The sequence below is a fragment of the Candidatus Marinimicrobia bacterium CG08_land_8_20_14_0_20_45_22 genome, from assembly GCA_002774355.1.
In the GTDB taxonomy this organism is placed as follows: Bacteria; Fidelibacterota; UBA2242; order UBA2242; family UBA2242; genus 0-14-0-20-45-22.
The window spans coordinates 1-25886 of record PEYN01000016.1; the positions used below are offsets into that span (position 1 = coordinate 1).

Annotated in this window: 22 protein-coding genes; 12 read left to right on the forward strand and 10 right to left on the reverse strand. The window is 44.3% G+C overall.

The window, feature by feature from the left end; translation table 11 throughout:
• From trmE to COT43_00810, 5 genes are all read right to left on the reverse strand, one after another.
• A partial coding sequence (trmE, locus tag COT43_00790; protein PIS30842.1) for a tRNA uridine-5-carboxymethylaminomethyl(34) synthesis GTPase MnmE occupies positions 1-931 on the reverse strand: 931 nt, incomplete at its 3' end.
• 15 nt (positions 932-946) lie between these two features.
• The gene (locus COT43_00795) at positions 947-2725 is read right to left on the reverse strand and encodes a hypothetical protein (GenBank protein PIS30843.1); all 1779 of its coding nucleotides are present in this window, start codon (positions 2723-2725) and stop codon (positions 947-949) included.
• Positions 2685-2927, reverse strand: a complete 243-nt coding sequence (gene yidD, locus COT43_00800) for a membrane protein insertion efficiency factor YidD (protein PIS30844.1) — start codon at positions 2925-2927, stop codon at positions 2685-2687. Before yidD ends, COT43_00795 begins: the two co-directional genes overlap by 41 nt.
• 6 nt (positions 2928-2933) lie before the next feature.
• Complete coding sequence (locus COT43_00805) at positions 2934-3305, reverse strand: hypothetical protein (protein PIS30845.1); 372 nt, start codon at positions 3303-3305, stop codon at positions 2934-2936.
• Positions 3244-3378: a 50S ribosomal protein L34 gene (locus COT43_00810; protein ID PIS30846.1), complete on the reverse strand. Its 135-nt coding sequence runs from the start codon at positions 3376-3378 to the stop codon at positions 3244-3246. The genes COT43_00805 and COT43_00810 overlap by 62 nt, the downstream gene beginning before the upstream one ends.
• A gap of 401 nt (positions 3379-3779) precedes the next feature.
• On the opposite strand from COT43_00810, the gene dnaA reads away from it, so the two are divergent.
• Positions 3780-5177, forward strand: coding sequence for a chromosomal replication initiator protein DnaA (dnaA, locus tag COT43_00815; protein ID PIS30847.1), 1398 nt, complete (start codon positions 3780-3782; stop codon positions 5175-5177).
• 150 nt (positions 5178-5327) lie between these two features.
• Complete coding sequence (locus COT43_00820) at positions 5328-5744, forward strand: single-stranded DNA-binding protein (protein ID PIS30848.1); 417 nt, start codon at positions 5328-5330, stop codon at positions 5742-5744.
• Positions 5745-5804: 60 nt separating this feature from the next.
• On the opposite strand, the gene COT43_00825 is transcribed toward COT43_00820, so the two are convergent.
• Complete coding sequence (locus COT43_00825) at positions 5805-7463, reverse strand: AAA family ATPase (protein ID PIS30849.1); 1659 nt, start codon at positions 7461-7463, stop codon at positions 5805-5807.
• A 123-nt stretch (positions 7464-7586) separates the two neighbouring features.
• Between COT43_00825 and COT43_00830 the strand changes: the two genes are divergently transcribed.
• Both COT43_00830 and COT43_00835 read left to right on the forward strand, forming a co-directional pair.
• Entirely contained in the window at positions 7587-8966 is a 1380-nt protein-coding gene (locus COT43_00830; GenBank protein ID PIS30850.1) for a hypothetical protein, read from the forward strand.
• 22 nt (positions 8967-8988) lie between these two features.
• Entirely contained in the window at positions 8989-9714 is a 726-nt protein-coding gene (locus COT43_00835) for a hypothetical protein (protein PIS30851.1), read from the forward strand.
• Between the two features lie 81 nt (positions 9715-9795).
• Here COT43_00835 and COT43_00840 read toward each other — a convergent pair whose 3' ends face one another.
• On the reverse strand, positions 9796-10242 hold the full coding sequence (locus COT43_00840) for a hypothetical protein (GenBank protein ID PIS30852.1): 447 nt from the start codon (positions 10240-10242) through the stop codon (positions 9796-9798).
• A 104-nt stretch (positions 10243-10346) separates the two neighbouring features.
• On the opposite strand from COT43_00840, the gene queG reads away from it, so the two are divergent.
• The 7 genes from queG (at position 10347) to COT43_00875 (ending at position 19099) form a co-directional block, all read left to right on the forward strand.
• Complete coding sequence (gene queG, locus COT43_00845) at positions 10347-11387, forward strand: tRNA epoxyqueuosine(34) reductase QueG (GenBank protein ID PIS30853.1); 1041 nt, start codon at positions 10347-10349, stop codon at positions 11385-11387.
• 113 nt (positions 11388-11500) lie between these two features.
• A complete protein-coding gene (tldD, locus tag COT43_00850; GenBank protein ID PIS30863.1) occupies positions 11501-12913 on the forward strand; it encodes a metalloprotease TldD in 1413 nt (470 codons plus the stop codon).
• Between the two features lie 9 nt (positions 12914-12922).
• Positions 12923-14269 carry a peptidase gene (locus COT43_00855; protein PIS30854.1) on the forward strand — a complete coding sequence of 449 codons (1347 nt, stop codon included), beginning with the start codon at positions 12923-12925 and terminating at the stop codon, positions 14267-14269.
• Positions 14266-15042 (forward strand): electron transfer flavoprotein subunit beta, encoded by a 777-nt coding sequence (locus tag COT43_00860; protein PIS30855.1) that lies wholly within the window; start codon positions 14266-14268, stop codon positions 15040-15042. The genes COT43_00855 and COT43_00860 overlap by 4 nt, the downstream gene beginning before the upstream one ends.
• 7 nt (positions 15043-15049) lie before the next feature.
• Positions 15050-16030 (forward strand): electron transfer flavoprotein subunit alpha, encoded by a 981-nt coding sequence (locus tag COT43_00865; GenBank protein PIS30856.1) that lies wholly within the window; start codon positions 15050-15052, stop codon positions 16028-16030.
• A gap of 9 nt (positions 16031-16039) precedes the next feature.
• Complete coding sequence (locus COT43_00870) at positions 16040-17101, forward strand: phosphate acyltransferase PlsX (GenBank protein PIS30857.1); 1062 nt, start codon at positions 16040-16042, stop codon at positions 17099-17101.
• A 453-nt stretch (positions 17102-17554) separates the two neighbouring features.
• Complete coding sequence (locus COT43_00875; protein ID PIS30858.1) at positions 17555-19099, forward strand: magnesium chelatase; 1545 nt, start codon at positions 17555-17557, stop codon at positions 19097-19099.
• A gap of 92 nt (positions 19100-19191) precedes the next feature.
• Here COT43_00875 and COT43_00880 read toward each other — a convergent pair whose 3' ends face one another.
• The 3 genes from COT43_00880 to COT43_00890 form a co-directional block, all read right to left on the reverse strand.
• Positions 19192-22224 carry a hypothetical protein gene (locus COT43_00880; GenBank protein ID PIS30859.1) on the reverse strand — a complete coding sequence of 1011 codons (3033 nt, stop codon included), beginning with the start codon at positions 22222-22224 and terminating at the stop codon, positions 19192-19194.
• A 304-nt stretch (positions 22225-22528) separates the two neighbouring features.
• Complete coding sequence (locus COT43_00885; protein PIS30860.1) at positions 22529-24601, reverse strand: regulator; 2073 nt, start codon at positions 24599-24601, stop codon at positions 22529-22531.
• Between the two features lie 195 nt (positions 24602-24796).
• Positions 24797-25483 carry a hypothetical protein gene (locus tag COT43_00890; GenBank protein ID PIS30861.1) on the reverse strand — a complete coding sequence of 229 codons (687 nt, stop codon included), beginning with the start codon at positions 25481-25483 and terminating at the stop codon, positions 24797-24799.
• A gap of 101 nt (positions 25484-25584) precedes the next feature.
• Between COT43_00890 and COT43_00895 the strand changes: the two genes are divergently transcribed.
• Entirely contained in the window at positions 25585-25881 is a 297-nt protein-coding gene (locus tag COT43_00895; protein ID PIS30862.1) for a hypothetical protein, read from the forward strand.
• Positions 25882-25886: the final 5 nt, after the last annotated feature.

Genomic DNA, 25886 nt, shown 5'->3' on the forward strand with positions numbered 1-25886 from the left:
AATGTGATCGCGCATCAACTACAAATAACAGAAGATCTGCCAGTTGGATCGTTTTCCGACTTCGCGAGATTCCAGCACTTTCGAGAATTTCGTTGGTGTCACGGAGTCCGGCTGTATCAACCAATCTGAATTGATAACCATCCTTTTGAATACTTTCTTCGATCGTATCGCGAGTTGTGCCGGGTATTGGCGAGACAATAACTCGCTCTTCTTGCAGGAGCGCGTTAAACAGGCTGGATTTTCCGGAGTTCGGCGGGCCAACAATCGGCACATAAAGACCGGCGCGAACCATTTTTCCGTAAGAAAAAGTTTTCATCAGAATGCGAATGTCCTGTTGTATAGATCGAATCTCATGCTCTACCTGGCCATGAGACATAAATGAAATGTCCTGGTCGGAAAAGTCTAATTCCAATTCAAGCATTGATATGATTTGAATGATTCTTTGTTTCAGGTGCCGGAAGTATGCGCCTCCCTCGCCTAATAATTGGCGGCTTGACTCGCGGTGGGCGCTTTGGGTGTTTGAATAAATGAGGTCGGCGACGCTTTCGGCTCGAAGCAGATCGATTTTTCCATTGAAAAATGCGCGCCGCGTGAATTCTCCCGGTTTTGCCATAACGGCGCCGCATTGAAGGCAGAGATCAATGATCGATTCAATAACGTATGGACTTCCGTGACAAGAAAATTCAATCATATCTTCGCCCGTATAAGATCGTGGAGACTTAAAATAGGTTAGCATAATTTCATCAATAAATCGCTCTTCCTTCCATATCCGTGCAAATTGAACAACGTTTGGCGTTGGCGGCGTTGGGGGGCGCGTTAATTTCCCGGCGATTTCAAGAGATTTTTGTCCCGAGAGACGTATGATGGAAATCGCGCCAAACCCAGGCGGGGTTGAGAGTGCGACAATTGTTGTTTTTGCTTTTCGAGGCATATTCCATGGGGCGATTTATCTTTTTTTTGTCTTCATTTGAAGTTGCCGAATGGCGTCAATTGTTCGCTGTTTAGGTTTTTTGGGCTTTGCGTTCGGAGTCAACCACTTTTGTTGAATAATTGAAAGAATATTGAAGAGGGTATAGTAAAGATTTAGGCCGGACGGGAATTGATTGAATAAAAAGAAAAATACGATCGGCATAAAATACATCATCATTTTCTGCTGTTGATTTGATGATACGGTCGACATTTTTTGCTGAATGATCTGAGAAAGAACCATCAATATCGGCAAAAGATTGATCTGACTGCCGTAAATCGGAATCGCGAACGGAAGTGTAAAAATTGTGTCTGGGGCGGATAAATCTGTAATCCACCCGATAAAAGCGGCTTGTCGCAATTCGATCGTTGAGCGGAAAACAATGAACAATGCCCACAGAATTGGCATTTGCAGAAGAATCGGAAGACATCCACCCATTGGGTTTACGCCGTGTTCCTTGTACAACTTCATTGTTTCGGTGTTCAATTTTTGAGGATCGTTGCCGTATTTTTCCTTTAGTGCCTCCGTTTTGGGAGCTAATTTCTGCATCTCTTTCATCGATTGTGTTGACTTGTTGGTCAGTGGCGTTAGAACGACTTTCAAAAGAATTGAGAAGATGATCAGCACCCACCCATAATTCGGAATGAGTGTGTGCATCCAGGTAAACACCCACAAAATGCCCTTGCTGATTGGTCGGATGATACTGGCGCCAAAGTTCATGATTTCATCGAGATTAACATCAAGTTTTTTGATGGTCTGATAGTCGAGCGGGCCGATGAAAAGTTGGGTTTGATTAACGGTGTTGACGGGTAAGTAAAGATACATGTTGAATACTTTTTGGAAGTTTTTTCCTTCAAGAGGAATTCCCTCCGCCGTTAAGCGGTAACCAACGCCATTCCCGCTTGCTAGAATAGCCGCAGTAAAATACTTGTTTCTAATGGCTGTCCAGCCGGTATTTCCTGTGAAGGAACTCTGATTTTTTCTGCCCGATTTTATATCTAAGTCCACGGCATCGCCCGCGTTGTATGCATAGGCTTTCGAATAGTCAATATCGTCCTTGATCAAAGTTTCTGTATAAGGTAATCCTCCCTCCCATGATAGCTCGTAGAATTGTGCGGCGATATTTTCCCGCGATCCCGTTACATCGGTTGCTAGGTCGATAGTATATTTGTCACCATAGAAAACGAAAGTTTTCCTTGCCAGCGCTCTGGAGGAAGATTTTAATACAAAAGAAAGAGACAGGGAATCGGTTTCATTAAGCGTCCAAATGTTATTTGGGGTGACGCCGCCTCGAGGCGCATCAAGCGAAAATGGTTGGTTTAACTCTACCGAATCTCCGTCAACTGAGATATATTTAATGAAAAGTGATTTGACATCGCCGCTTTGTACGAGGTCGACAAGAGTCGTATCGTTATTCTTAATCATTCGGTAGTTTTTTAGGATAAAACTCGTAAGGGTTCCGCCACCTCTGTTTGATAACACAATGTGATACAGTTTAGTATCAATTGTATAAAGAATATCTTTTTCCTGAATTTTAGGCGTTGGCTGGCGATGACGGACACGGATCGTTTGTTGAGAAGAATCTATCTTGGATATAGTTGTTTGTCGGCCGCCAACCACATTGGGAGCAGTCGGTTGTTCTGGATTAATCATCTTGAAATAGTGTGGCATTGCAAGAATGATTAGAAAAACTAAAATAAAACCGATGATTGACTTTTTATCCATAATGTTTATTCCTTTGGGGGGGTAATGGATCATATCCGCCTGGGTGAAACGGATGACACTTAAGAACTCTTTTTGTACTCAAGAAAAGAGCATAAAGAAGATTGTACCGCCGAAAAGCTTCTATCGCATAATTTGAGCAGGTCGGATAAAAACGACAAGATTTTGGCAAAACCGGTGAAATAAAGATTTGATAAAAACGAATAAGGGTAATCACCAAATAATTAATTATTTTCATAGTGAGTTACGCTTCGTTTATTATCGCTTGATATAGGTTAGCGTAAACCAATTTGTTTGGTTCCGATAATACAGTGAAAATCATTGCAACGGGTTTATCAAAATGACCGCGTGAATTTCGAAACGCCTCGCGAATAATTCTTTTTATTCGGTTGCGGCGCACAGAGCCTTTAATGTTACGTCGAATGGAAACAGATAGCTTCCATGTCTCGAATGGAACAACGCTAATCAAAATACTGTCAAATCTAACGGCTTTATGAGTGTTAATAAGGCGTTGACGAATATTCCAATCCAAGAACCTTTGCTCTCTTGGTAAATTAAGCCGAAAGGACTTTTCTTCCTTTTGCGCGTCTTCTGGCGAGCGTTTTTCTTCCGCCATTTGTACTCATTCTTTCTCTAAAACCTTGAGCGTTTTTTTTCTTGCGATTGCTGGGTTGAAACGTTCTTTTCATTTGAACCTCTTCTATAAAGAAATACCATTTCCAAAATCTGACTAATTTAAATTTTTTTATGAGATTAACAAGCCGTTTGTTTGAGTTTTGTTTATTTCTAAACTCTTTTGCTTGTTTATAGAAATGGGATGATTAGGTTATAGTGGATGATTTGAAATGATGTTGATAACTTGTTGATGAAGGGCATTTTTGGGAATTATCTGTGAGTATATCCGATAGAAATAGCGTGCAGTATTCTGCCTCCTTGCGAGTTGTATCGCCGGGCGCGCGGGACTTTTTATATCGGGAGATCGTTCGCTGTTATTTTAAAAAATTCAACGAGAGTTTTTTTCTGATTAATATTATCCAATTTTTTATTATTTTTGAAAGAATGAAACGGTAATGTTGATAACTTAAACGGAATGGAAGAAAAGAACATGGAAGGAACGCATGATTTTCAGGTGGTATGGAATGACTGTTTGAACTATGTAAAACAAAGAATTCCGGCACAGACCTTTGATACATGGTTTCTTCCCATTCAGGCAATTTCTATAACATCTGAATCTTTGTTTTTGCAGGTTCCCAATAAATTTTTTTACGAATGGATTGACAGTCATTATCGAGATATCTTGGAAAAAGCTTTGAGATTCGCTACCGGCAACGGATTGTTGATTAAATATACGGTTCTTTTGACAGACAACGATTCAAAAGAAAGTCAAAAGCCAAACCCCGAGACGGAAACAGAGAGCCTGTCTGATAAATTGCCGCGAACCGGAATGATAGAGCGAGGTACAAAGATTAACGAGAAGTACGTTTTCGACTCTTTCGTTGAGGGCGGTGGAAATCAATTTGCAAAAGCCGCCGCAGTTGCAGTTGCAAACGCGCCGGGTAAGACATCCTTTAACCCGTTGGTCATTTATGGCGGGACGGGATTGGGTAAAACCCACTTGCTTCAAGCTATCGGAAACGAAGCATTATCCACCAATCGGGCGAAGCGCGTGGCATATGTATCGAGTGATTCTTTCACACTCGATTTTATCGCGGCTACACAAAAAAACAAGACAACAGAGTTCTCGAAGTATTATCGTAGCGTTGATATGTTGCTTCTGGATGACATCCAGTTTTTCCAAAAAAAGGAACAAACACAAGAGCAATTCTTCCACATTTTCAATGACTTGTACCAGCATCGCCGCCAAATCGTTTTGACGACAGATCGACCACCGATGGAGCTGCGCGGATTACAGGAACGGCTACTATCTCGTTTTCAGTCCAGCCTGACGGTTGACATTCAACCGCCCGATCTTGAAACTAGAATTGCGATCCTTCAGAAGAAAGCCGAAGACGATAAATTGGATATTCCCTATGAAGTCATTGAATATATTGCTACTAATATCCGATCCAATATCCGAGAACTTGAAGGCGCCATGATTCGACTTCTTGCTCATTCATCCCTGCTAAGTGTTGATATTGATCTTCCGCTCGCGCAGAAAGTATTAAAAGAAATCTTGGGCACGCGAACAACCTCGTCAATATCTATCGAAAATATCCAGAGTGTCGTTGGGGCTTTTTTTAAGATAAATCTTGATTCTATGGTTGGAAGCAGCCGAACCAAAGAAGTTGCAGAGGCAAGGATGGTCGCCATGTATTTTGCGCGCGACCACACGAACCTTTCACTAAAAACCATCGGACTTTATTTTGGCGGGCGCGATCATTCAACGGTCGTTCATGCCTGTAAATGGGTAGAAATTAAGATGAAGAGCGATTTGGTATTTTCAGCCCGAATCACCGAGATGAAAAAAAAGATCGTCTCGTTGGTTTAATACCATTCCAGTTTAATCAAATCCCAAAGAAAAATTTTTACAAAAAAAAAGATTTGACTTGCTCGATTTGTTTTTGTATAATTACCTAAAAGTTGGCCAAAAAATTGATTGATGGCTTTTCAATTTAAAAAAAAAGAAGGAGGAAACGTAATGGCTTGGTCAAGAGGTAGTGTAAACAAGGTGATTTTGGTTGGTCGGTTGGGACGCGATCCAGAGGTGCGCTATACGCCAGCTGGAGATGCAGTAGCAGAAGTTTCCCTCGCGACGTCGGAAATGTCCAAAGACAAAAGCGGCGAAACCAAAGAAAAGACAGAGTGGCACAAATTGGTCATGTGGCGACAGCGCGCTGAGTATGCAAAAGAGTGGCTGAAAAAGGGAAACCTGATCTATGTCGAAGGAAAACTTCGCACGAGAGAGTGGGAAGATAAAGACAAACAGAAACACACTAAGGTTGATGTCGATGTCGATCAGGTAATTCTGCTTGCCGGAAGTCACGGTAAAGACAAAGATGTGGCTGAGCCGGAAGCGCCCCCCGCTCCGACCGAAGGCGGCGACATTCCTTTTTAATTTGTTTTTTCTTTTTGATTGTCTGAAACGGCGATTGTCGGCTTTCATGAGAACGGCTTATCAGTAAACAAAAGAACTTTTACCGATAAACTCTCTTAATATGGATGTCGGAGGGATTTCGTCGTTTTCAATCGGCAAAAAATACGACAAGAAGTACAACAATCGGTCTGCTTCCGGGTAACTTTTATCGTTAATTGGTACTTTTTTAAGAGCCAGTTCAGCGGGTGTTTTGAGTGCGCCAATCTCATAGACAAGCGATGAATTGAACATGATGTTCGCTTGTCCTTGATAGGTAAAGATATATTTCTTTTCGCCCCCAACAACCTTTTTCCACATGTGAATGGTTTCTGCGGCGGAATAGCCACGATATTTTGCGTCTCGGACAATCCTCCGTATCAGGCGCGTATCGTGAGTTGGAATCCGATTTGTGTCATCAAAATTCAGATGCGTTAGCGGGCTGATATATATCCTGAATTTCTGGCGATCTTCTATCATCGGTGTCAGGTTAGGATTGATTCCGTGAATTCCTTCAATGATAAAAATCGTGTCTTTATCGGACTTAATTTCTGTTTGTCCGGCGACCTTTCTTCCTATTAAAAAATTATAAACCGGCGGCGTTACAGTTTTTCCGGACAAGAGTCGTTGAAGATGTTCAGTCAACAATGTCAAATCAAGGGCATCGAGTATTTCAAAGTTAATGCCTTTACCGGTTTCATCTTTGAGCTCGTCGCGGTCTTTAAAATAATTGTCGAGTGAAAGTGTTATAACTTTTCGCCCGAGAACGCGCAATTGGACGTAAAGCCGTTTCATAAATGTAGTCTTGCCCGAAGAGGACGGACCGGCGACAAACACCAATCGTGCTTGATTAGGATTTTTATCAATCTGGTCGGCAATCGCGGCGATTTTCTTTTCTTGAAGCGCCTCGGAAATTTTGATGACATCCGAAATGGTGTTTTCTACAACAGCCCGGTTCAGGTCGGAAGCGTACGATAATTCTAGAATGCGTCCCCAATCGTGTGCTTCGTGGAAAATTTCGCCTAATTTACTTTGGGCCTGATAAGAGTGAAGCCGATTGGGGTTCCCTTCGATCGGCACACGGAGCACGAAACCAATATCATAAGGTACAATTTCGTAACATTGGATCAATCCGGTTTCCGGCGCCAGAGGGTTTGGAAACCAGAACATTTCACCGCGCAGATCGTAAAGAGTTACAAAATTTGCGGAACATTGATTTAGCAGTCGAACGGTATCTGCTTGGCGACGGCTTATGAAGTGGTGAATTGCATCGCTGAGCGTCCAAACAACTGGACGTATCGGTAAGTTTTCGGCAACCAAATTGGCGAACTCTCTCCGGATATTTTCGATCTCTTCGCTATTAATTGGTGTTTCATCTAAAAATTCGCAATAGATACCGTCGCAAATGCTGTGTTTGACGAAAAATCTTCGTTTGGGAAACAATTGCCTGGCAACGAAAGAAAGAATCAAAATGGCAGCGTTTTCATAAGCGCGCCGCTCGGATTCATAAAAATGATTTAGCGTACTAATAGAAGAATCGGTCTGAATGGTTTCGTTCAAAGAGGCAAACAGGTCGTTTTTAACCGTTAGGAATGGAAGATAAGCGTCATTTGGAAGATGTGAGCGGAGCAGATCGCGGATCGTTTCACCGGGCTTCGTGGTGATTTTGATAGATTCGTTTATCTTGATGTGGATTCGTTCCATCAGTGGCTAAATTATAGAAAAGAATTTAAAAAATAAAGGTTGGTTTTTTTAAAATTGAAATGATAATTTCCATTCGTGTGTTATTTTTTGTTTGGTTTTATGACAATATAAGGAGTATCTGTGATGCCAGAATTAGTAATGGAGCGACCCGTGCATTCGGCTGAGTTTCGAGCCAGGAGATTCCAGAACTGGATCATTATCGGTTTTTTGTATTCATTTTTCTACATGTCGAGGTACAATTTTTCCGCGATTGCACCAACCTTGCAAGGGATTTTTGGCTGGACGAAAAGTAATTTGGGCGTTTTCGAAACACTTTTGCCGCTGGTTTATGGCCTGTCGGTTGTCATCAATGGTCCGATAGCGGATAAAATCGGTGGTCGCAAAGCTTTTTTAATTGGCGCCGTGGGTGTTGTTATTATGAACGGGCTTTTCGGTTTTTTGCATATTCTGATACAAACTCCAGCCGTTTGGGCAGATAAAAATATCGTTAGCGAAACGATATTAAATTACGGACTCTCGAAAACCACTGTGCTCTGGACGCTGGCGATAGTCTGGGCAATCAACGGTTATTTTCAATCGTTCGGCGCGCTTTCTATTGTCAAGATTAATGCGCAATGGTTTCATGTTACAGAGCGGGGCACATTCTCCGCGATATTCGGCGTTTTGATTCGATTCGGTCTGATTCTGGCATTCTCTGGCACGCCGCTGATCGTGAAATTCTTGCCATGGTACTGGGCTTTCTGGATTCCGGCCATTGTCGTTGCGGTTTTGTTTGTACTGACGACGTTCTTTGTCAGAGATACACCGGCCGCCGCGGGTTATCCGGATCTAGACACGGGTGACGGGACGGTCAATGTTGAGGAGAAAGTCAAATTCAAAGAAGTGCTTACCAAAGTATTCGGCAGTAAGATCATGTGGACGATAGCGATTGGCTCGATGATGATCGGCTTCGTGCGGCGTGGAGTGGTCGATGCTTGGTGGCCGCTTTACTATAAAGAAGTACAGGGCGTTACCGGAGTCGATCTTGCACCGCAATTGACGGCATGGGGCATTGCAATTTTAGGTATTATCGGTGGTTTTGCATTTGGAATTTCGTCCGACCGGGTTTTTGGCGGACGCCGAGCGCCGGTGATCGTTATTGGTTTTATCGGCATGATCGTCGTGCTTAGTTTTTTCTATCTTGCCGATGTTTTTCAGCTTGGACCGATTGCAGCCGCTATTTCACTGGCTTGCCTGTCGTTCTTTGTGAATGGATCGCATGGTATGATCGCCGGGGCAGCCACGATGGATTTCGGTGGACGCAAGGCCGCCGGAACCGCCGTAGGTTTGATTGACGGTATGCAGTATCTGGCGGGTGCATTCGTCGGAATGCTCGTCGGGTACGTAACCACTAATTGGGGCTGGCAAGCCTGGAAACTTTGGCCGATTCCGTTTGCCCTTATCGGAGCAGTCGTAATGTCGCTGTTATGGAACACCACACCCCAAAGAAGAGCAAGTCATTAATACGAATATAGGAGAAGACATCATGGGAAAAAACATTTTTGATATTCTTATTCTGAATGGTCGACCCGCATCCGGTAAATCGGAAGTCATCGACTATCTAAAAAAGCAGACGCCAGAAGTTAGGGGAAAGCGGTTTCATATTGGAAATTTTGACGAGATCGACGATTTTCCGATGCTCTGGATATGGTTTGAGGAAGACGCAATTCTGGAAAAACTGATGGACAAACCGCGAATTCATTCGGACAAAGATGGATATTTCTTGCACGAATATCTTTGGCATCTGCTGATCGAGCGGATTTCGATGGACTATTCGAAACGACTACGCGATCATGAAAATTACCACGATCATACAACAACGCTCGTTGAATTTTCTCGTGGCTCGGAACACGGCGGTTACCGGGCGGCATATCCGCATCTTTCTCAGGAAATATTGAAGAAAGCGGCAATTTTTTATATCGATGTTCCATTTGAAGAATCACTCAGAAAAAATCGCAAACGGTTCAACCCGGAAAAACCAGATAGCATTCTTGAACACGGTTTACCGGACGCGAAACTGAAAAGATTATATGAATTTTCCGACTGGGAAGAATTTAAAGGAACCGATCCAGAGTTTGTTACGGTCAAAGGTATTCAAGTGCCATATGTTGTCCTGCACAACGAGCCCGATATTACCACGGCGCGTGATGAAAACCTTGGAAACGTGCTTGAACAACTATTCGGAAAACTCTGGAAAACCAGAAACCGCTAATCCCGAAGAGTCAGAATAACCAACCGCCCGCGATGCTTGAACATGCGGGCGGTTTTAATTATGATTGATCAAATTCTTTGTTCAGGGGGTCGAGGGCGGTGTTTGTTCGGGTGATTTTTCCCGGATAAACTTGAGAATTTTGTCTTTGAGAATATTTCGCGTGATTCGAAATGCCATCAGTCGCCGTTCTTCATTTCCGATAACGCGAATTGGATCGTCTATGTACCAATTAAGCCTTTCGTTTTTTCCCGGAAAGTTGGGACAGCTAATTGCCGCAACCTCACAGAGCGGAATAACATAGTCGAATTCCGTGTTTTTGTAAACGTCGAGGTGTTTGGATTCTTGTCCTTCCGTAGAAATTCCAATCTCTGATAAAACCTGCCGCGTGTAGCGATGCAATCCCGCAGGACTCGTGCCGGCACTGTGTGGATCAAACCATTCGCCGCCGAAATTTCGCATCAGGGCTTCTGCCATCTGACTTCTGACGGAGTTTCCGGTGCAGATAAACAGAATGGGTATTTTTTTCATTGACAATTCCTTATGTTTTAGAAACAATATCTAACAAAAATGACGGTTGAATATTAAAGACTTTGTACATTTTTTACAATCTTTGTCTTTAACTTTGCCCGGTGATGAAGGAAAATGTGAAGAATCTGGAGGATTTTATCCGGCAATTTTGTCGGGATGCTGGTTTCTCGGCTTACGGTTTTGCGCCGCCCGTGCTGGATGAAAAGTATCGAATTCGTTTTGCATCGTGGATTTCTGGCGGTAAGCATGCAGATATGGTGTGGATGGATCCCGATGTTTCGGGACGGGAACGAACCGACCTGACAATCCGGTATCCTTGGGTGAAATCGGTTTTAGTTGTTGTGGAGAATTATTTTTCGGATTACCCCAATCGCTATGAAGATGCAACGATATCGAAATACGCCAGAGGTGAAGATTATCATCGTATTCTCAAGCAGAAATTGCGTCAACTGCTATCCGTTTTAAAATCGGTGGAACCTTCTATCGTGGGAAAAATATTCGTTGATACAGGCGCGGTTCTGGAAAAAGCATTTGCCGTTTCCGCTGGACTTGGTTGGCTGGGAAAAAACACGACTCTCATCGTTGAGAATGTTGGATCGTTTTGCTTTCTTGGCGTCTTATTATTGAATCGGGAATTTCCATTTGGTGAGGTTAAGCCGAGCCGATGCGGTTCGTGTGATAAGTGTCTGAAATCTTGTCCGGCGAGTGCGATCTCGGAGCCCGGAGTTTTGGACGCGAGGAAATGCATTTCATATCTGACGGTCGAAAATAAAGGAGCCTTTTCAGATACGGAAAAAAAACATCTCCATGGTTCTCTCTACGGGTGTGATGTTTGTCAGAATGTTTGTCCGTGGAATATTCTTTGGGCGAAACCGTCAGCAGAAGCGCGATATTTTAACCGATCAGAAGCGCTCGACCGGCCGCTTTCGGAATGGGAAAAACTGTCAGAGGCGGAGTTTTTGGATCTCTTTCAAAATAGCCCGATCAAAAGGTTGAAATACGAGAGGTTTCGCCGAAATGTAGTGGCGCTTAGGGGACGGTCAACGATGACGTTTGATTTTTTACGAGAAATCTTTACCTTTATTGGAAAATTTATCGTGTCTGGCAGATTGTCGGATAAAGAAAAAATAAGGAGGAAACTGTGAAAAGGCGAGAGTTTATTAAAGCCAGTTCAATCATAACGGCAGGCGCCCTGACCCTGCCGTGGTGGATGGAATCCGCCCGCGCAGAAAAATTATCTGCAGGCTCAATACAAAATATGGAAGAGATTTTTGGCGTGACAAAAGCGGAAATGAAAAAATTGATCGCTACCGCCATGTCTCATGGAGCGGAATTCGCCGATCTGTTTTTCGAATATCGCGTTTCTGCTTCACTGCGCATGGAAGAAGACATCATCAAAGATATCAGCCGCGGAATCGTGATGGGGCTCGGTGTTCGTGCCGTTCAGGGTGATCAGGTCGGATATGCCTATACTGATGAACTAAATTTTGAAAAGATGAACGCCGCCGCACTTGCCGCTTCTTATATTGCCAACACAACCGCCGGAATAAAAGTGATCAAAGTCGCTTCGACTCCGAAAAAAGATTTGTATTCGCTTAAAGAATTGAGCGTCGATGCGGATTTGAACACAAAGCTCGGGCTGATCCAGCGGTCAAATATCTCGGCAAAAATATACAGCCCGAAAATCTCAAAAGTTTATGTTGGAATCAATGACGAGATGAAGCAGATCATGTACATGAATTCGGACGGAAAATATTTCACCGATGTTCAGCCCATGCTCATCATGCGGACGAGTGCCGTCGCCGAGGAAGGAAAGAATCGACAAAGCGCCGGAGCCGCATACGGCGGCAGAGTCGGATTGGAATATTTTTCGATACCCGAGAATTCTCCCGAAGAGATTGCCAAAGAAGCCGCACAAATCGCCGTAATGAACTTACAAGCCAAACCCGCTCCGGTCGGACCGCAAGTCGTTGTTCTGGGGCCGGGCGAAAGCGGCGTTCTGCTTCATGAGGCAGTCGGACACGGGCTCGAAGCCGATTTCAATCGCAAAAATCTGTCGAATTATTCAAATCAGATTGGACAAAAAGTTGCTTCGGAATTTTGCACGGTCGTTGACGCCGGGATATATCCGAATCTTCGCGGCTCGATCAACGTAGATGACGAAGGAAACATACCGACAGAGGCGGTTTTGATCGAGAACGGAATCCTGAAAGGTTATATGCACGATATGATATCGGCGAAAGTAATGAAATGTGCACCGACAGGAAATGGCAGACGTCAGGCTTATAGCTATCCGCCGATTCCGCGTATGACCAATACATTTATGCGTGGCGGAAAATATGATCCGAACGATATTATTAGTTCCGTAAAAAACGGTGTTTATGCCAAGCGGTTTGGCGGCGGTCAGGTTGACATTACAAAAGGTGATTTTACCTTCGGCGTCTATGAAGCGTATCTCATCGAAAACGGGAAAATCACGATGCCATTGAAAGACGTCACGCTTATCGGAAATGGACCGGAGGTGATGAGAAAAGTTCAGATGGTCGGCAATGATCCAACCATCTCAAAAGGCGGCTGGAATTGTGGAAAAGATGGACAATACGTGCCGGTCAGTGTCGGAATCCCGACAACTAAGGTCAGTGAAATAACAGTCGGCGGAACCCAATCATAGAGGCAAATTATGGATAATTTGAAGAAAATCTCAGAGTTTATTATCGGTGAAGCCGCAAAAAACGGCGCAGACGAATCGGATGTTTTGATTGTGAATTCTACCAAAGCAAGCGTCAAAGTCAGGCTTGGCAATATCGAAGAACTCAAGCAGGCGAATCCAAAGTCGTTAGGCATCCGGATTTTTAAGAACAAGAAAAAAGCGTTGACCTACACAAGCGATTTTCGGGAAGAATCGCTGAAGAAATTGGTCAAACAAACCGTCGAAATGGTGCAAGTTACCGGCGAAGACAAACTTTGCGGCTTGCCAGATAGCCAATATCTTGGTAAGGCAAATGTCACGCTGAATCTTTTCGATCCAAAGATCGAAACAATACCGATGTCTGAAAAAATACGGCTGGCGACAGAAATCGAAAAGATCGGCATGAAGCAAAGCCCGCTGATTACCAATTCCGACGGCGCATCATGGAGCGATTCCCGAAGCAAAATTGTACTGGCAAACTCCCTGGGTTTTTATGGAGAACAGGAATATTCCAATTGCGCGTTGGTGCTGTCGCTTGTTGCGGAAAAAGATGGTGTCAAACAGACCGACTACTGGTACACAAATCATCGGTTTTTTAATAAACTTGACCCAATTGAATCCGTTGCCAAAATTGCGGCCGAAAGAACGCTTCGGAAACTGGGTGCGCGAAAGCCAAAATCACAGACCGTACCAGTTATTTTTGATCCCAACGCGGGACAGGATTTTTTGTCGATTCTTGAATCAACAGTTATCGGAACAGCCATCTATCGTCGCAACTCATTTCTGATCGATAAACTCAATCAGGAAATTGCGGTAAAGGATTTTACGCTGATAGACGATGGGCTTATGCCAGATGGACTTGGATCTCGATTTTTCGATGATGAAGGTTTGCCGAGTCGTAAAAATGTTGTGATTGAAAACGGTGTTTTGAAAAAATATCTCTGTGATTGCTATTCGGCGAAAAAACTCGGCGTGGAGCCGACCGGTAGCGCATCTCGTGGCGTTGGCTCTGCTCCCGCGCCGGGCGCGAGCAATTTTTATTTACAAAAAGGATCGATTCCGCCGGAAGAGATGATCGCGTCGGTGAAGGGAGGATTGTACCTGACGAATGTTCATTGGGTTGGTATCAATTATGTGACAGGCGATTATTCGCGCGGCGCGGAAGGAATCTGGATAGAAAACGGGAAACTGACTTATCCAGTGCAGGAATTTACCATTGCCGGAAATATGCTGGGCATGATGAAAAACATCACGATGATCGGTAATGACCTGAAATTCCGCGATTCGGTCAACTCGCCAACGTTTAAGATCAAAGAACTCGTTATCAGCGGAAGTTGATTTTTAGGGAGAAAAATCGTTTGAATATTCTCATTTGTGTCAAAGTTGTTCCGGATTCCGAAACGATCGTCAAGATCGCGCCGGATGGTAAAAATATCGAGGAAACGAACGTCAGATTTGCCGTTAATCCGTACGACGAATACGCGCTCGAAGCCGGCGTTCAGCTCAAAGAAAAATTCGGCGGAGAAGTCACCGTGATTTCGGTTGGCGACGAGAATGCCGCCGGTGTCATTAAAAAGTGTCTTCCCGTCGGAGCCGATAAGGCGATTCATCTTGTTGCGCCAAACAGCCGGATGATGGATGCGTTGTCAATCGCTCGGATTTTATCGGACGAAGTATCGAATCACCCGTTTGACATTATCTTTTGTGGAAAGACGACAATCGATGACCAAAACGGGTTGGTTGGCGAACTGCTTGGTTCTTTGCTGAACATTCCGGTAATTTCAGCGGCAAGTCAGTTTTCTATCGAAGGAGAACGCGCTGTCGCTTCACGCGATGTTGATGGGACGAAAGAGATTGTCGAATGCGCTCTTCCCTGCCTGATAACAGCGGAAAAAGGGCTGACGAAACCGCGTTATCCGTCGCTTAGAGAAATCATGCTGGCAAAGAAAAAGCAAATTGAATCCAAGACGGTAATTTCCAGCGAACCAATTCTATATGTTCTTGGGATGGAATATCCACCTAATAGACCTTCGGGAAAAATCATCGGCGAAGGTATTAGCGCCGTACCGGAATTGATTCGTCTACTGAGGGAAGAAGCAAAAATTTTATAGGATTTGCATGACTAAAGTAATTGTATTTGTCGATCATAAAAATGGTGTCATAAAAAAAGTGACAGCCGAGACGCTTTCCGTTGGAAAAAACATTGCGGGTCAATCGCAGATCACGGCCGTTGTGCTTGGACCTGGGGCGAAAGGCGCGGCCTCTTGTCTCACAAAATATGGGATAGATAGAGCGATCGTTTTTGAAAGCGAATATCTTACCAATCCCGCTTCACTGAATGCCGCCAAGCCACTGATTGCAATCATTAAGCGGGAACAACCGGATGTCGTACTCTTTCCGCATACAGCGGCGATCAAAGAACTCCTCGCGGCGGTCTCCGCAAACCTTGAGGTTTCGCCGACGGTTGATAGCGTTGCCATAGAAAATATTGACGGAAGACTCATCTGTCGCCGTCAGATTTATGCTGGAAAAGTTGTCGAGAGTTTAACATCGAACCAAACGCTGAAGATCGTATCAATTCGTCCCAATATTTTTCCTGTTATCGAACGTGATTCGGAGATAAAGGTCGAAGAGTTTTCGTTCCTGTTGGGCGCGACGGACATCATAACGACCATTCGGCAGGTTTCCGGCGAAGGAAAAACGCGCCCAGATCTGATGGAAGCTAAAATTATTGTTGCCGGCGGGCGCGGAATGGGATGCGCCGAGAATTTTGCCATTCTCGAGCAATTGGCAGATGTTTTGGGAGCGGCTGTAGGCGCGAGCCGCTCCGTCGTTGACGCCGAATGGCAACCGCAATGTATTCAAATCGGGCAAACCGGCAAAACGGTCGCGCCGGATCTGTATATTGCCTGCGGTATTTCGGGCGCTATTCAGCATATTGCCGGAATTTATTCATCCAAGATAATCGTGGCGATAAACAACGATCCTGACGCGCCTATTTTTAAAATAGCCGATTATGGAATCGTGGGAGATGTCCGGGAAGTCGTTCCGGCGATTATTCAAGAAATAAAGAAAATAAAACTGTCGTCATTGAGTTAGGAGTTCGCATTGTCACAATCATTATCTGAATCTGTCATTGCCGTCGACGCGATGGGTGGCGATTATGCGCCGGATGAGATCGTTGCTGGTGTTGCTCAGGCGACCCTTGAATCCTCGACAAAAGTAATTCTTGTCGGGGACAGAAATAGAATAGACGAAATTCTTTCGAAAACCGAACATAAACCTAACCAGATCGAAGTCGTTCACACCACGGAGATTATAACAAATGAGGATGTCCCCAAGATTGCGATTAGTCAAAAACCGAACGCATCGATCCTCGTGGCGGCGAAACTTTGTGGAGAAGGAAAAGCGCACGGATTAGTTTCCGCGGGCAACACAGGCGCTTATGTGTTAGCCGCCGCAAAATATATTCCGCGCATCGTTGGCGTTCGAAAAACCGCTATCGCGACGGTTTATCCGACGCAAAACGCTCAGAAGCGGAAAGACCATTTTGCTTTACTGCTTGACGTTGGCGCTAACATTCACTGCGGCGTCGAAGATATGGTTCAGTTTGCGCTGATGGGGAAACTTTATGCGTCGGATATCAAGGGAATTCCTGAACCGACCATAGCCCTGCTAAACATGGGAAAAGAATCGCATAAAGGTGGCGATATGTTGGTTAGAGTTTATGAAATTCTCAAAAAATTACCGATCGTCAACTTTATCGGTAATATTGAGGGAAACGACGTGATGAAAGGTTTGGCTGACGTCGTTATCACAGAAGGTTATGTCGGGAATATTGCGATGAAATTGATGGAAGGCATGGCAGAAACGTTGGCGCATCTAGGAAAATACGCCTACAAACACCGGTTTATTTGGATGCTTGGCATGATCGCTCTTTCGGGTGGAATCAAAGAATTAAAAGCGGCGACAGATTATTCAGAATATGGCGGCGCACCACTTCTTGGGTTCCAGAAGATTGTGATCAAGGCGCACGGGCGCTCGAAAGCCAAAGCGATTACAAATGCGGTGAAAGTAGCCGCAAAAACACATCGCGATCACGTCTGCGAAAAAATCGCCAATGAAATCGCCCAGTTTGAATCGCACGATTATAGTGATGGAATCGGTTAAGCGAGTTCATTGGGTTGGATTGGGTTGAATAGGTAGATTGGTCCTGTCCGCCAACGGCAGATTGATTGTGTTTGATTCGGTTGAATGGGTAATTTGGGCTTTCCCGCCACCGGCGGATTTCATGTCTCGTCCGCTTAAAGCAAATTTGCAATTTGCAATTTGCAATTTGACATTTGAAATCATACATCCTAATCTCCATCGGCAAATTCTCTATCGAGAATCTCCAATCTCCAACGTTCAATCAAATTAATTAGCCCTGCCCCTTAGCAACGAAAGAAAAATGTCTTAATGACTTAATGACCAATGCCCAATGACTTGATCTTTTTCCCTCACTTCACTCCTGCACATCTCAACCTTTTCGCGATAATTCGAGAAAAAAGTTGAATAAAACAAAATCGGCATTTAAATTCTTTCCATTGATGTTAATAACCGTGCGATTTCTCCGGAGTTAAGATGTCTAAGTTTTCGCTTGTTAAAAGTGCGGCAGTTTTAGGAATTGACGCGTATATCGTCAACGTCGAAAGTACTTTATCGAAAGGGCAGACGCCGACATTCACGACGGTTGGTTTGCCCGAAGGCGCCGTCCGGGAAAGCAAGGAGCGCGTGCTTTCTGCCGTAAAGAATATTGGCTATTATATTCCCAGCAATAAAATCGTTATCAACCTTGCGCCGGCCGATATTCGCAAGGAAGGAAGCGCCTATGATCTGCCGATTGCCATAGGCATACTCGTGGCTTCCGAATTCGTATCGAAGAAAAAGTTAGCCGATTATATCTTGCTCGGTGAATTATCACTGGACGGAACTCTTCGATCCGTAAAGGGTGCGTTGCCAATCTCCGTTTCCGTGAAAAACTCCGGCGTCAAGGGAATCATTCTTCCAATGGAAAATGCACGGGAAGCCGCAATTACCGGTGATTTGGAAATCATCGGCTTGAACACACTACGGGAAGTCATTGACTTTTTGGATGACGACCTTCATCCCGAACCGGTTCACGTCGATGTTGCGGCGTTGTTCGAGGAGCACCGAAAATATCCCATCAATTTTTCCGACGTGCGCGGACAGGAAAATGCGAAGCGTGCGCTGGAAGTCGCCGCCGCCGGAGGGCACAACATCATCATGATCGGGCCGCCCGGTTCCGGAAAAACCATGCTCGCCAAGCGATTCCCGACGATTCTCCCAAATCTAACGCTAGAAGAGGCGCTTGAAACGACCAAGATTCATTCCGTCGTAGGATTGATTCCAACTGGACAAGGTATTATTGGCACGCGACCGTTTCGGTCGCCGCATCATACGATTTCAGATGCGGCGCTGGTTGGCGGCGGAAAATATCCGCGTCCCGGCGAAGTCAGTCTCAGCCATCACGGTGTACTTTTTCTGGATGAGTTGCCGGAATTTAAAAAAAATGTACTCGAAGTCATGCGCCAGCCACTGGAAAACGGTTATGTGACCATTTCCCGATCATTGATGTCTCTCACTTATCCGGCGTCGTTCATGCTCGTCGCCGCGATGAATCCGTGTCCTTGCGGTTATGCGACTGATCCGAACCATATATGCACTTGCTCAATATCCGCTATTCAGAAATACATGTCGCGGATTTCGGGGCCGCTGATGGACAGAATTGATATTCACATCGAGGTTCCTGCTGTGAAATTTTCCGACTTGGCATCGAAATCCGGCGGCGAATCCTCGGAAGTCATTCGCCAGAGAGTTCAAGCGGCGCGGGAAATTCAACTGCGACGATTCAAAGGAATCAGAGGCGTCTATGCAAACGCACACATGGAAACAAAACTGATTCGGAATTTTTGTCGCATCGATTCCAACGGCGAAGATTTACTAAAAACCGCCATCACCAAATTAGGACTCAGCGCGCGCGCTTATGACCGGATTTTAAAAGTCTCCCGCACCATTGCCGATCTGACGAATTGCGAGGAAATTCGGACAGAACACCTCAGCGAAGCGATTCAATACCGGAGTTTAGACCGGCATCTGTGGGAATGAGAAGGGATAAGGAAAAGGTAAAGGCAGAGGTTGACGGGCGAATCGAGTGGGTGCGAAATTTTTCATGATTCCTGTTGTCTCTCGTTAGGCGACTATCCGTTTTCCCCTTCGACGATCTTGATTTCCTCTTCCGTAAGTCCGTAAAGCTGGTACACGATTTTGTCGATTCTGCTTTCGCAGTAGTCAATCTTGGACTGCATTTGATTGATTTGGGTCTGCAATTTTGCGTCTCTAATTTCTTGTTTGAGTTTCAATAAATGATCGACGAGTTTTACGATTTCGTCATGGAAGGATTTTTCAACTTGGTTTTGAAAATCAATTAACCTTATCGGAAGCTTTTCAAGATTCACCACTTTGACTTCTGCAAATATTCTTCCCTTTTCAGGGATGAGTTTCTGATACCACCAATCCAACACTTTTGAATTGATGAGCCCAAGTAAATATTGATAGGGTAAACTGTCTGCAGTAATTCTCAAATTGTGAACGTTCTTTAACGATAAATACCGATGTGTATCAAGATGGGCAATTAATCTGTCAGATGTCTGCCTGATGATAATTTTTACTTCGTCATCAAATGGCGCCTTGTATCTCGGTTCTGCGAGCCAATAGCCATAACTAATCCATCTCTCTTTTTCGATTTGCCAGACATACCGATGAAAATCTCTTCCCATTACATATTGGCGATAGCTCTTATCTTTCTTAAAATCAGCGTCAAATTCTCGGTTCTTAACCACTTTCACATTTTGCGGTGGTTTGCCTTTTCCAAGTCTGTACGGTGTCAGACCACATACCGTTAAAGCAACATCTCTGAGTAGCGGCTTCTTGTCTCTAATTTTCATAAAAAGAGCCTTGATTGCCTGATTCGACAGAATGAGGTTAGAATCAGGGTCTTTCTCCAAAAGCTCTTGTTTAATCTGGTTTTCTTCAAATTTAAATTGATCCGGTTCGCCTTTGATTTCCTTAAAGTGGTATTCCGAGAAACTATCCGACTTTTTATTTGTCAATGAAATTGTACAAGTTTCTACAACAACACTGTCAAAAACCGACTTTCTGAAAAGCTGAACTTCATCCAACCGGAACTGATCGATGACTTGTTTCCTAAAAGAGCTGTACTGCGGCATATAAAGCCACGTGGAAGGAACAATATAGGACACCAATCCAGAATACACAGAAATGTGAAATGCTCTTAGTATAAACATTAAAAATGTGTCAGAAATTGGAATGGGCAAACTATATTTGGTCAACAAATAATTTCTTGTTTCCTTTCCATAACTCGCTCCATAAGGCGGATTCCCGATGACCACATCAAAGCCGCCGCTGTTTTTATTATAATTCAGTTGAGGTTCGTTGACTTCATTCAACATTTCTTCCAGCTCGGAAGCGTACACCATCGCCTTTTTCGCATGTTGTTTTGCCTTTGTGGCGATCGTTTTTAAATCAACGCCTTTTTCAGACGTTTTTCGATTGAAAACATCCGGGAATTCCTTCTTCCAGTTAAACGGTTTGATTTTCCGTTCATCTCCAAAATCCAGCTGAGAATCGTAAATGTCCATATCGATCAGACTGTTTCCGTCTTTGATGTTGTCGTCAAGTGTTGGCAACACCCGTTCATTCCAAATTGTCAGCTGTTGCTGGATGGACGCTTCCGTCTCGCCCTCCAAACATTTAAGCAACAAACTCAACTTGGTTACTTCGACAGCGTTTACGTCAATATCGACCCCGTAAATGTTGTTCAGTAAAATCCTCTTCTTCTCTGCCGTCGTCAGGTTTCCTTCCGGCGTCAACGGATTATCTTTCTTTCCTCGATTGGATTTGGACGTTTCGTGGTAGTAGTTTTTATGCCAGTCCAACAAATACTGATAAGCGCCAATTAAAAAACTGCCGCTTCCGCAGGCGGGATCGACGATTTTAATGTCACCGACCTCTTTCGGCGTCTTTCCATCGACGAGTTTCCCGACCGTGTTTTTAACGATATATTCCACGATGTATTGCGGCGTGTAATAAACTCCGCCCGCCTTGCGAACTTCAGGCTTCTCCTCGATTTTGGCGTGATGGGCAGGAGTAATGCGGATTACTTTACCAAGAAACTGCTCATAAGCGCTTCCAAGAATTTCAACGGAGAGAACGGAAAACTCATACGGAGATTCGGGATAATACAACTCGTTCAGAATGGTCTTGATGACCTTGTTGTCAACCTTTAAGTTTTTACTTATTTGGTCTTTCTTAAAATTAAATAATCCTGAATTATATTTTTCATCGGCCTTTCGGAAAAGTTCAAACAGATTGGTATAATAGTCCCCATTCATTAGCGCCTGTTTCAGATTTCCGTAAGGCTCGATGCTTCGGTCCTCTGCAATGCGGAGAAAAATGATGCGGTCGATGGTTTGCTGAACGGCAAAATTTATTTCGTCTTCATCAAGTTGCTTGTTGTTCCAGCTGATACTTGTGGCAAGATATGTCCGCCAACTGTCAAGCGATTGCAAAAATTCTTTGTCAACGGTAGCCGTCCCTTTTTTATGCGTGTCGCTTTGGACAAACCGATCAAAACTGCCCTTCTTTACTTGTTCTTTGCTGAACGTTTCCCAGAGAAAATCGAATTCTTTCAGGTAATCCCGAAAGATCAGATACTTTATCCGCGCTACCGAGGCTTTGTCGGAAGGATTGGGTTTCTTGGTGCAGTCATAAACTGAAAACTCTTCAAAATCGGTGATGATGGAAATGGGATGTTTCGCGCTCCATCCGTATCTGCGGACCTGGTAGGCGGGTTGAATTTCGTCTTTTACGAAAACGCTCGGCTTCTTTGCTTCGACGAAAAACAGTCTCTTGCCGCCGCTCAACCGAAAAGAATAGTCAGGCGCTTTGGTCGCGCCGCCGACTTTTAACTTGTCTTCGTGAATGACTTCCCGATAGGCTTCGGCGTTTCCCTGCTCGTTATCGATGTCCCAGCCCAGCGCCTTGAAAAACGGGTCAATGAAATCCCGTCTCGTCAACGTCTCATTGTACGCGGCGTTTTTGTACGAGTCAAACTGCTCGTCAAAGCGCCCGACGAGTTCGGCTATTTTCTGGAAGGCGATTTCTTTGTCTGTCATTTCATTAATCTCAACATCTGTTTTAAATTTAAGCAAAACGGCGGATTAAAAACTGGCTCTTTTGATTTTGCCTGTGAATTGACTTTTTGAATTAGGGGCAAAAACAATGGAATGGTCAAAATAATCATTCTATTTTGTCTTCGCCAATGAAGGTTTGATGTTTCTTTATGTGTTGCCGACTAACGGTTAGGCAACACGTAGTGGTCTTTGTTGCTCAAAACAAACGATTTAAAAAAACTATTAATGTCGATTAACCCACAACAAAAACCACTGAGTGACCTCTATAATCCTTTTCAAATGTTGGAGCGTAGTGTTGTCATTTGTTAGTTACAGTTACCCGTTACCTAAGCAAAATAAGCTTCTTCGTTTTTATAAATACACCTGCCTGTAAACGATAAAAATAAACACCGCTTGTTAAACCTGTTGCATTCCATGTCCGCGAGTAACTTCCTGCCGACATTTCCTCAGAGAAAATTGTTGCCACATCTCTTCCTATCAAATCAAATATTTTCAGTGATACAAACGATTTAGATGGTAGACTGAAGGAAATAGTCGTCGCTGGATTAAACGGGTTCGGATAGTTCTGGTTAAGACTGAAATGCGTCGCTAATTCGGTCGAAGGCTCTTCCACTGCTGTGATCATCTCCGACAACGGTCGTCGCCAGACGCCGCTGCCAATAGTTCCGGCAAAGAGATTGGCGCCGCTGACGGCAAGAGCAGGGACAACCATGTCCGTCAAGCCGGTATTGATCGCTATCCAGTTTGTACCGTTGTCAGTGGAAAGAAAAACGCCGCCTCCATATGTCCCGGCGAAGATGTTAACACCGTTGACTGCAAAACATCGAACATCGATGGTTGTTAAGCCATTGTTAACTTGATTCCAACTTGAACCATCATTGGTGGAGAGAAAAACACCTGCGTCAGTGCCGGCAAAAATGTTTGAACCAATAACGGTGATAGTCCATACAATGGTGCTCGTTAAGCCAGCACTAACTTGAGTCCAGCTTGCGCCGTTGTTTGTTGATCGAAAGATACCACCGCCCTCAGTGCCAGCAAAGATGCTAGTGCTGCTTGTAGCAAGAGAATGAACATAAGTGTGCGTCAAACCAGTATTAACTTGAGTCCAGTTATTACCAGTGATAGTAGAGCGAAAAATTCCGGCGTTTTTTGTTCCGGCAAAAATGTTTGTGCCGCTAATAGCCAAGGCCCAAACGTCGGTAAATTCCATACCATATTTTCCATCATCTTCCCAAGTAGTACCATTATTTGTAGAAAGCCAGACATAATAACCGGTCCCTGCAAAGATATTAGTGCCGCTTACTGCAAAAGTCCAAACATTAACACTCATCAAACCAGTTTCGGACTTAGTCCAATTTGTACCGTTGTCGGTGGAAAAGAAAATATTATTCCCTGAAGTACCAGCAAGGAGATATGAACCACTGAAAGCAAGTGCACGAACATCAGTGTTTGCTAAGCCGACTTGAGCCCAGCTAATGCCATTGTTGTTTGATAGAAAGAGGCCATTGCCATAGGTTCCAGCAAAAATATTGGTGTTGCTAGAACCAAGTGCATAAACGGTGTTATTCGTTAAACCAGCTTGAATCCAACTGGTGCCGTTGTTGGTGGAACGAAATACCCCACCACCGCCAGTCCCTGCGAATAGATTCGTGCCATTAACAGCAAGAGAATAAATGCCGGAGTATGGTGGTAAACCAGTATTGACTTTTGTCCAGCTATCCCCATTGTTTATAGAGAGAAAAACACCCCCGTCAGTGCCTGCAAAGATATTTGTGCCACTCACAAGAAGTTTGAAGATACTATTGCTTGTTAAACCAGAATTAACTTCATTCCAACTCGTGCCATTATTTGTTGAACGGAATACACCGCCGCTACTGGTTCCGGCAAAAATGTTTGTGCCATTGTTCGCAAGAGCAGAAACAGAATTGTGAACCAAGTTAAAATTGACTTGATCCCATTTGGTGCCATTGTTAGTGGAACGAAATACCCCGCTACCCCAGGTCCCTGCGAATAGATTAGTGCCATTAACGGTTAGTGACCAAACAGTAGTATTTGTCAAACCAGTGTTAACTTGAGTCCAACTTTCTCCATTGTTTGTTGAGAGAAAAACACCACCGCCTTCAGTGCCTGCAAAGATATTTGTGTTACTAACAACAAGATCAGAAATGCATTTGTTTGTTAAACCACTATTGACTTGGGCCCAAGTAGTACCATTGTTAGTGGAACGAAATACCCCACTACCTCTAGTCCCAACAAAAAGGTTTGTACCTGCGGTTGTAAAAGCACTAGTGAGGCCATCATTTGGTCCGTTAGTTTGAAGCCATTGTGCATTAAGCTCGTGGATGGATGCAATAAGGTTTATTAGACACAAGACAACTGAATAAAAATTTTTCATTTTGTACCTCCTTTTGATGATGGCAATTGCAACTAACGTTTGAATAAACGCATTGCGTTTATTTCTCCCATATATGATATTGCCTTCGCTTTAATCGTTTTCAGTTTTCTTTCCATTTTTTCCTTATCCTCTCTCAATCACTCTCCCCCCGCCCCGACTCGCGCCGGGGCAGGGGGTTGTTGATGTGCTTTTGGTTTACGGATTCTCCGGGGTTTCCGGCGGCGTCGGGTCAGTGGTTTTCGGTTTTGCCTTTTTCTTGGGAATGATGGACTTGAACTCATCCAATTTCGCCTTGTCGTGCATAAAGCAGATCGAAGCGGCTTTGTTGATCTTGAACATCATCTCCCGGACTACCTTCGCCGCGGCATCCGCAACGCTCCTCTGCGTCTTCTGCGCATGCTTGCCGTCTTCCTGTTGCGCATCGATGGCGAGCAGGGCGTTGACGCTGGTTTCTAAGGCGGCAATGTCCTCCGGGGTGATTCCGCCCACTTTCAGCGCTTCGGCGTACCGTCCGGCGACTTCTTTCAGGTACGGAAGTTCGGTTGCAAGTTTCTTCACCGTGCGCGGCAATACCTGTCCGATATTGAATTCTCTCAGGACGGTCTTATCGCCATAGAAAGCGATTTGAGCGGCGGCTCTGAACTGCTTGATGATGTCCTTCGATGTTCCGATTTGTGCATCCTGACCTTTCGTCAGTTCCGATTTCAGATTCTTCTTCTCATGGAACGACGTGTCCTGCGTTCTCATTTCGCCGATTTTAGTCTCAAATAGCGCGATATTCTCAGCGGTAATGCCCGCCGTTCCCAATTCCGCCTGATATTTTTTTGTCGTCGTCAGCCGGACATTAGCATCCTGAATCAATCCATCATTTTTCTTTGACATACATCCTCCTCTTGTTTGTTCTTTGTTGATGATTCACTGATTTCATTTCAGGTTACTTCATAAATATTGAAAAATTCTCTATACATGGCGTCGGAAAGTCTATGTTGACGATCGCATGCTCCATGAATGAAAATGGTTTCTCTGTTAATGCTTATGGAATCTCTGTGAATGGAAAAAGATTCTCTGATAATATCATCGGTTACTCTATACATGGAAAAGAATTCTCTATACAGCCATGCGGATACTCTGTGAATGCTTTCGGTTGCGCTATTAATAAAAAAAGTTTCTCTCATCACGAAATTGGTTCGTCTCGTTGGATAAATCGTGTGTTTGATCGGGCGGTTGAAGGCGTTATTTTTCATTTTGTCGTCGGGAAAATTCGAAATGTCCGCCTTTGATTTGC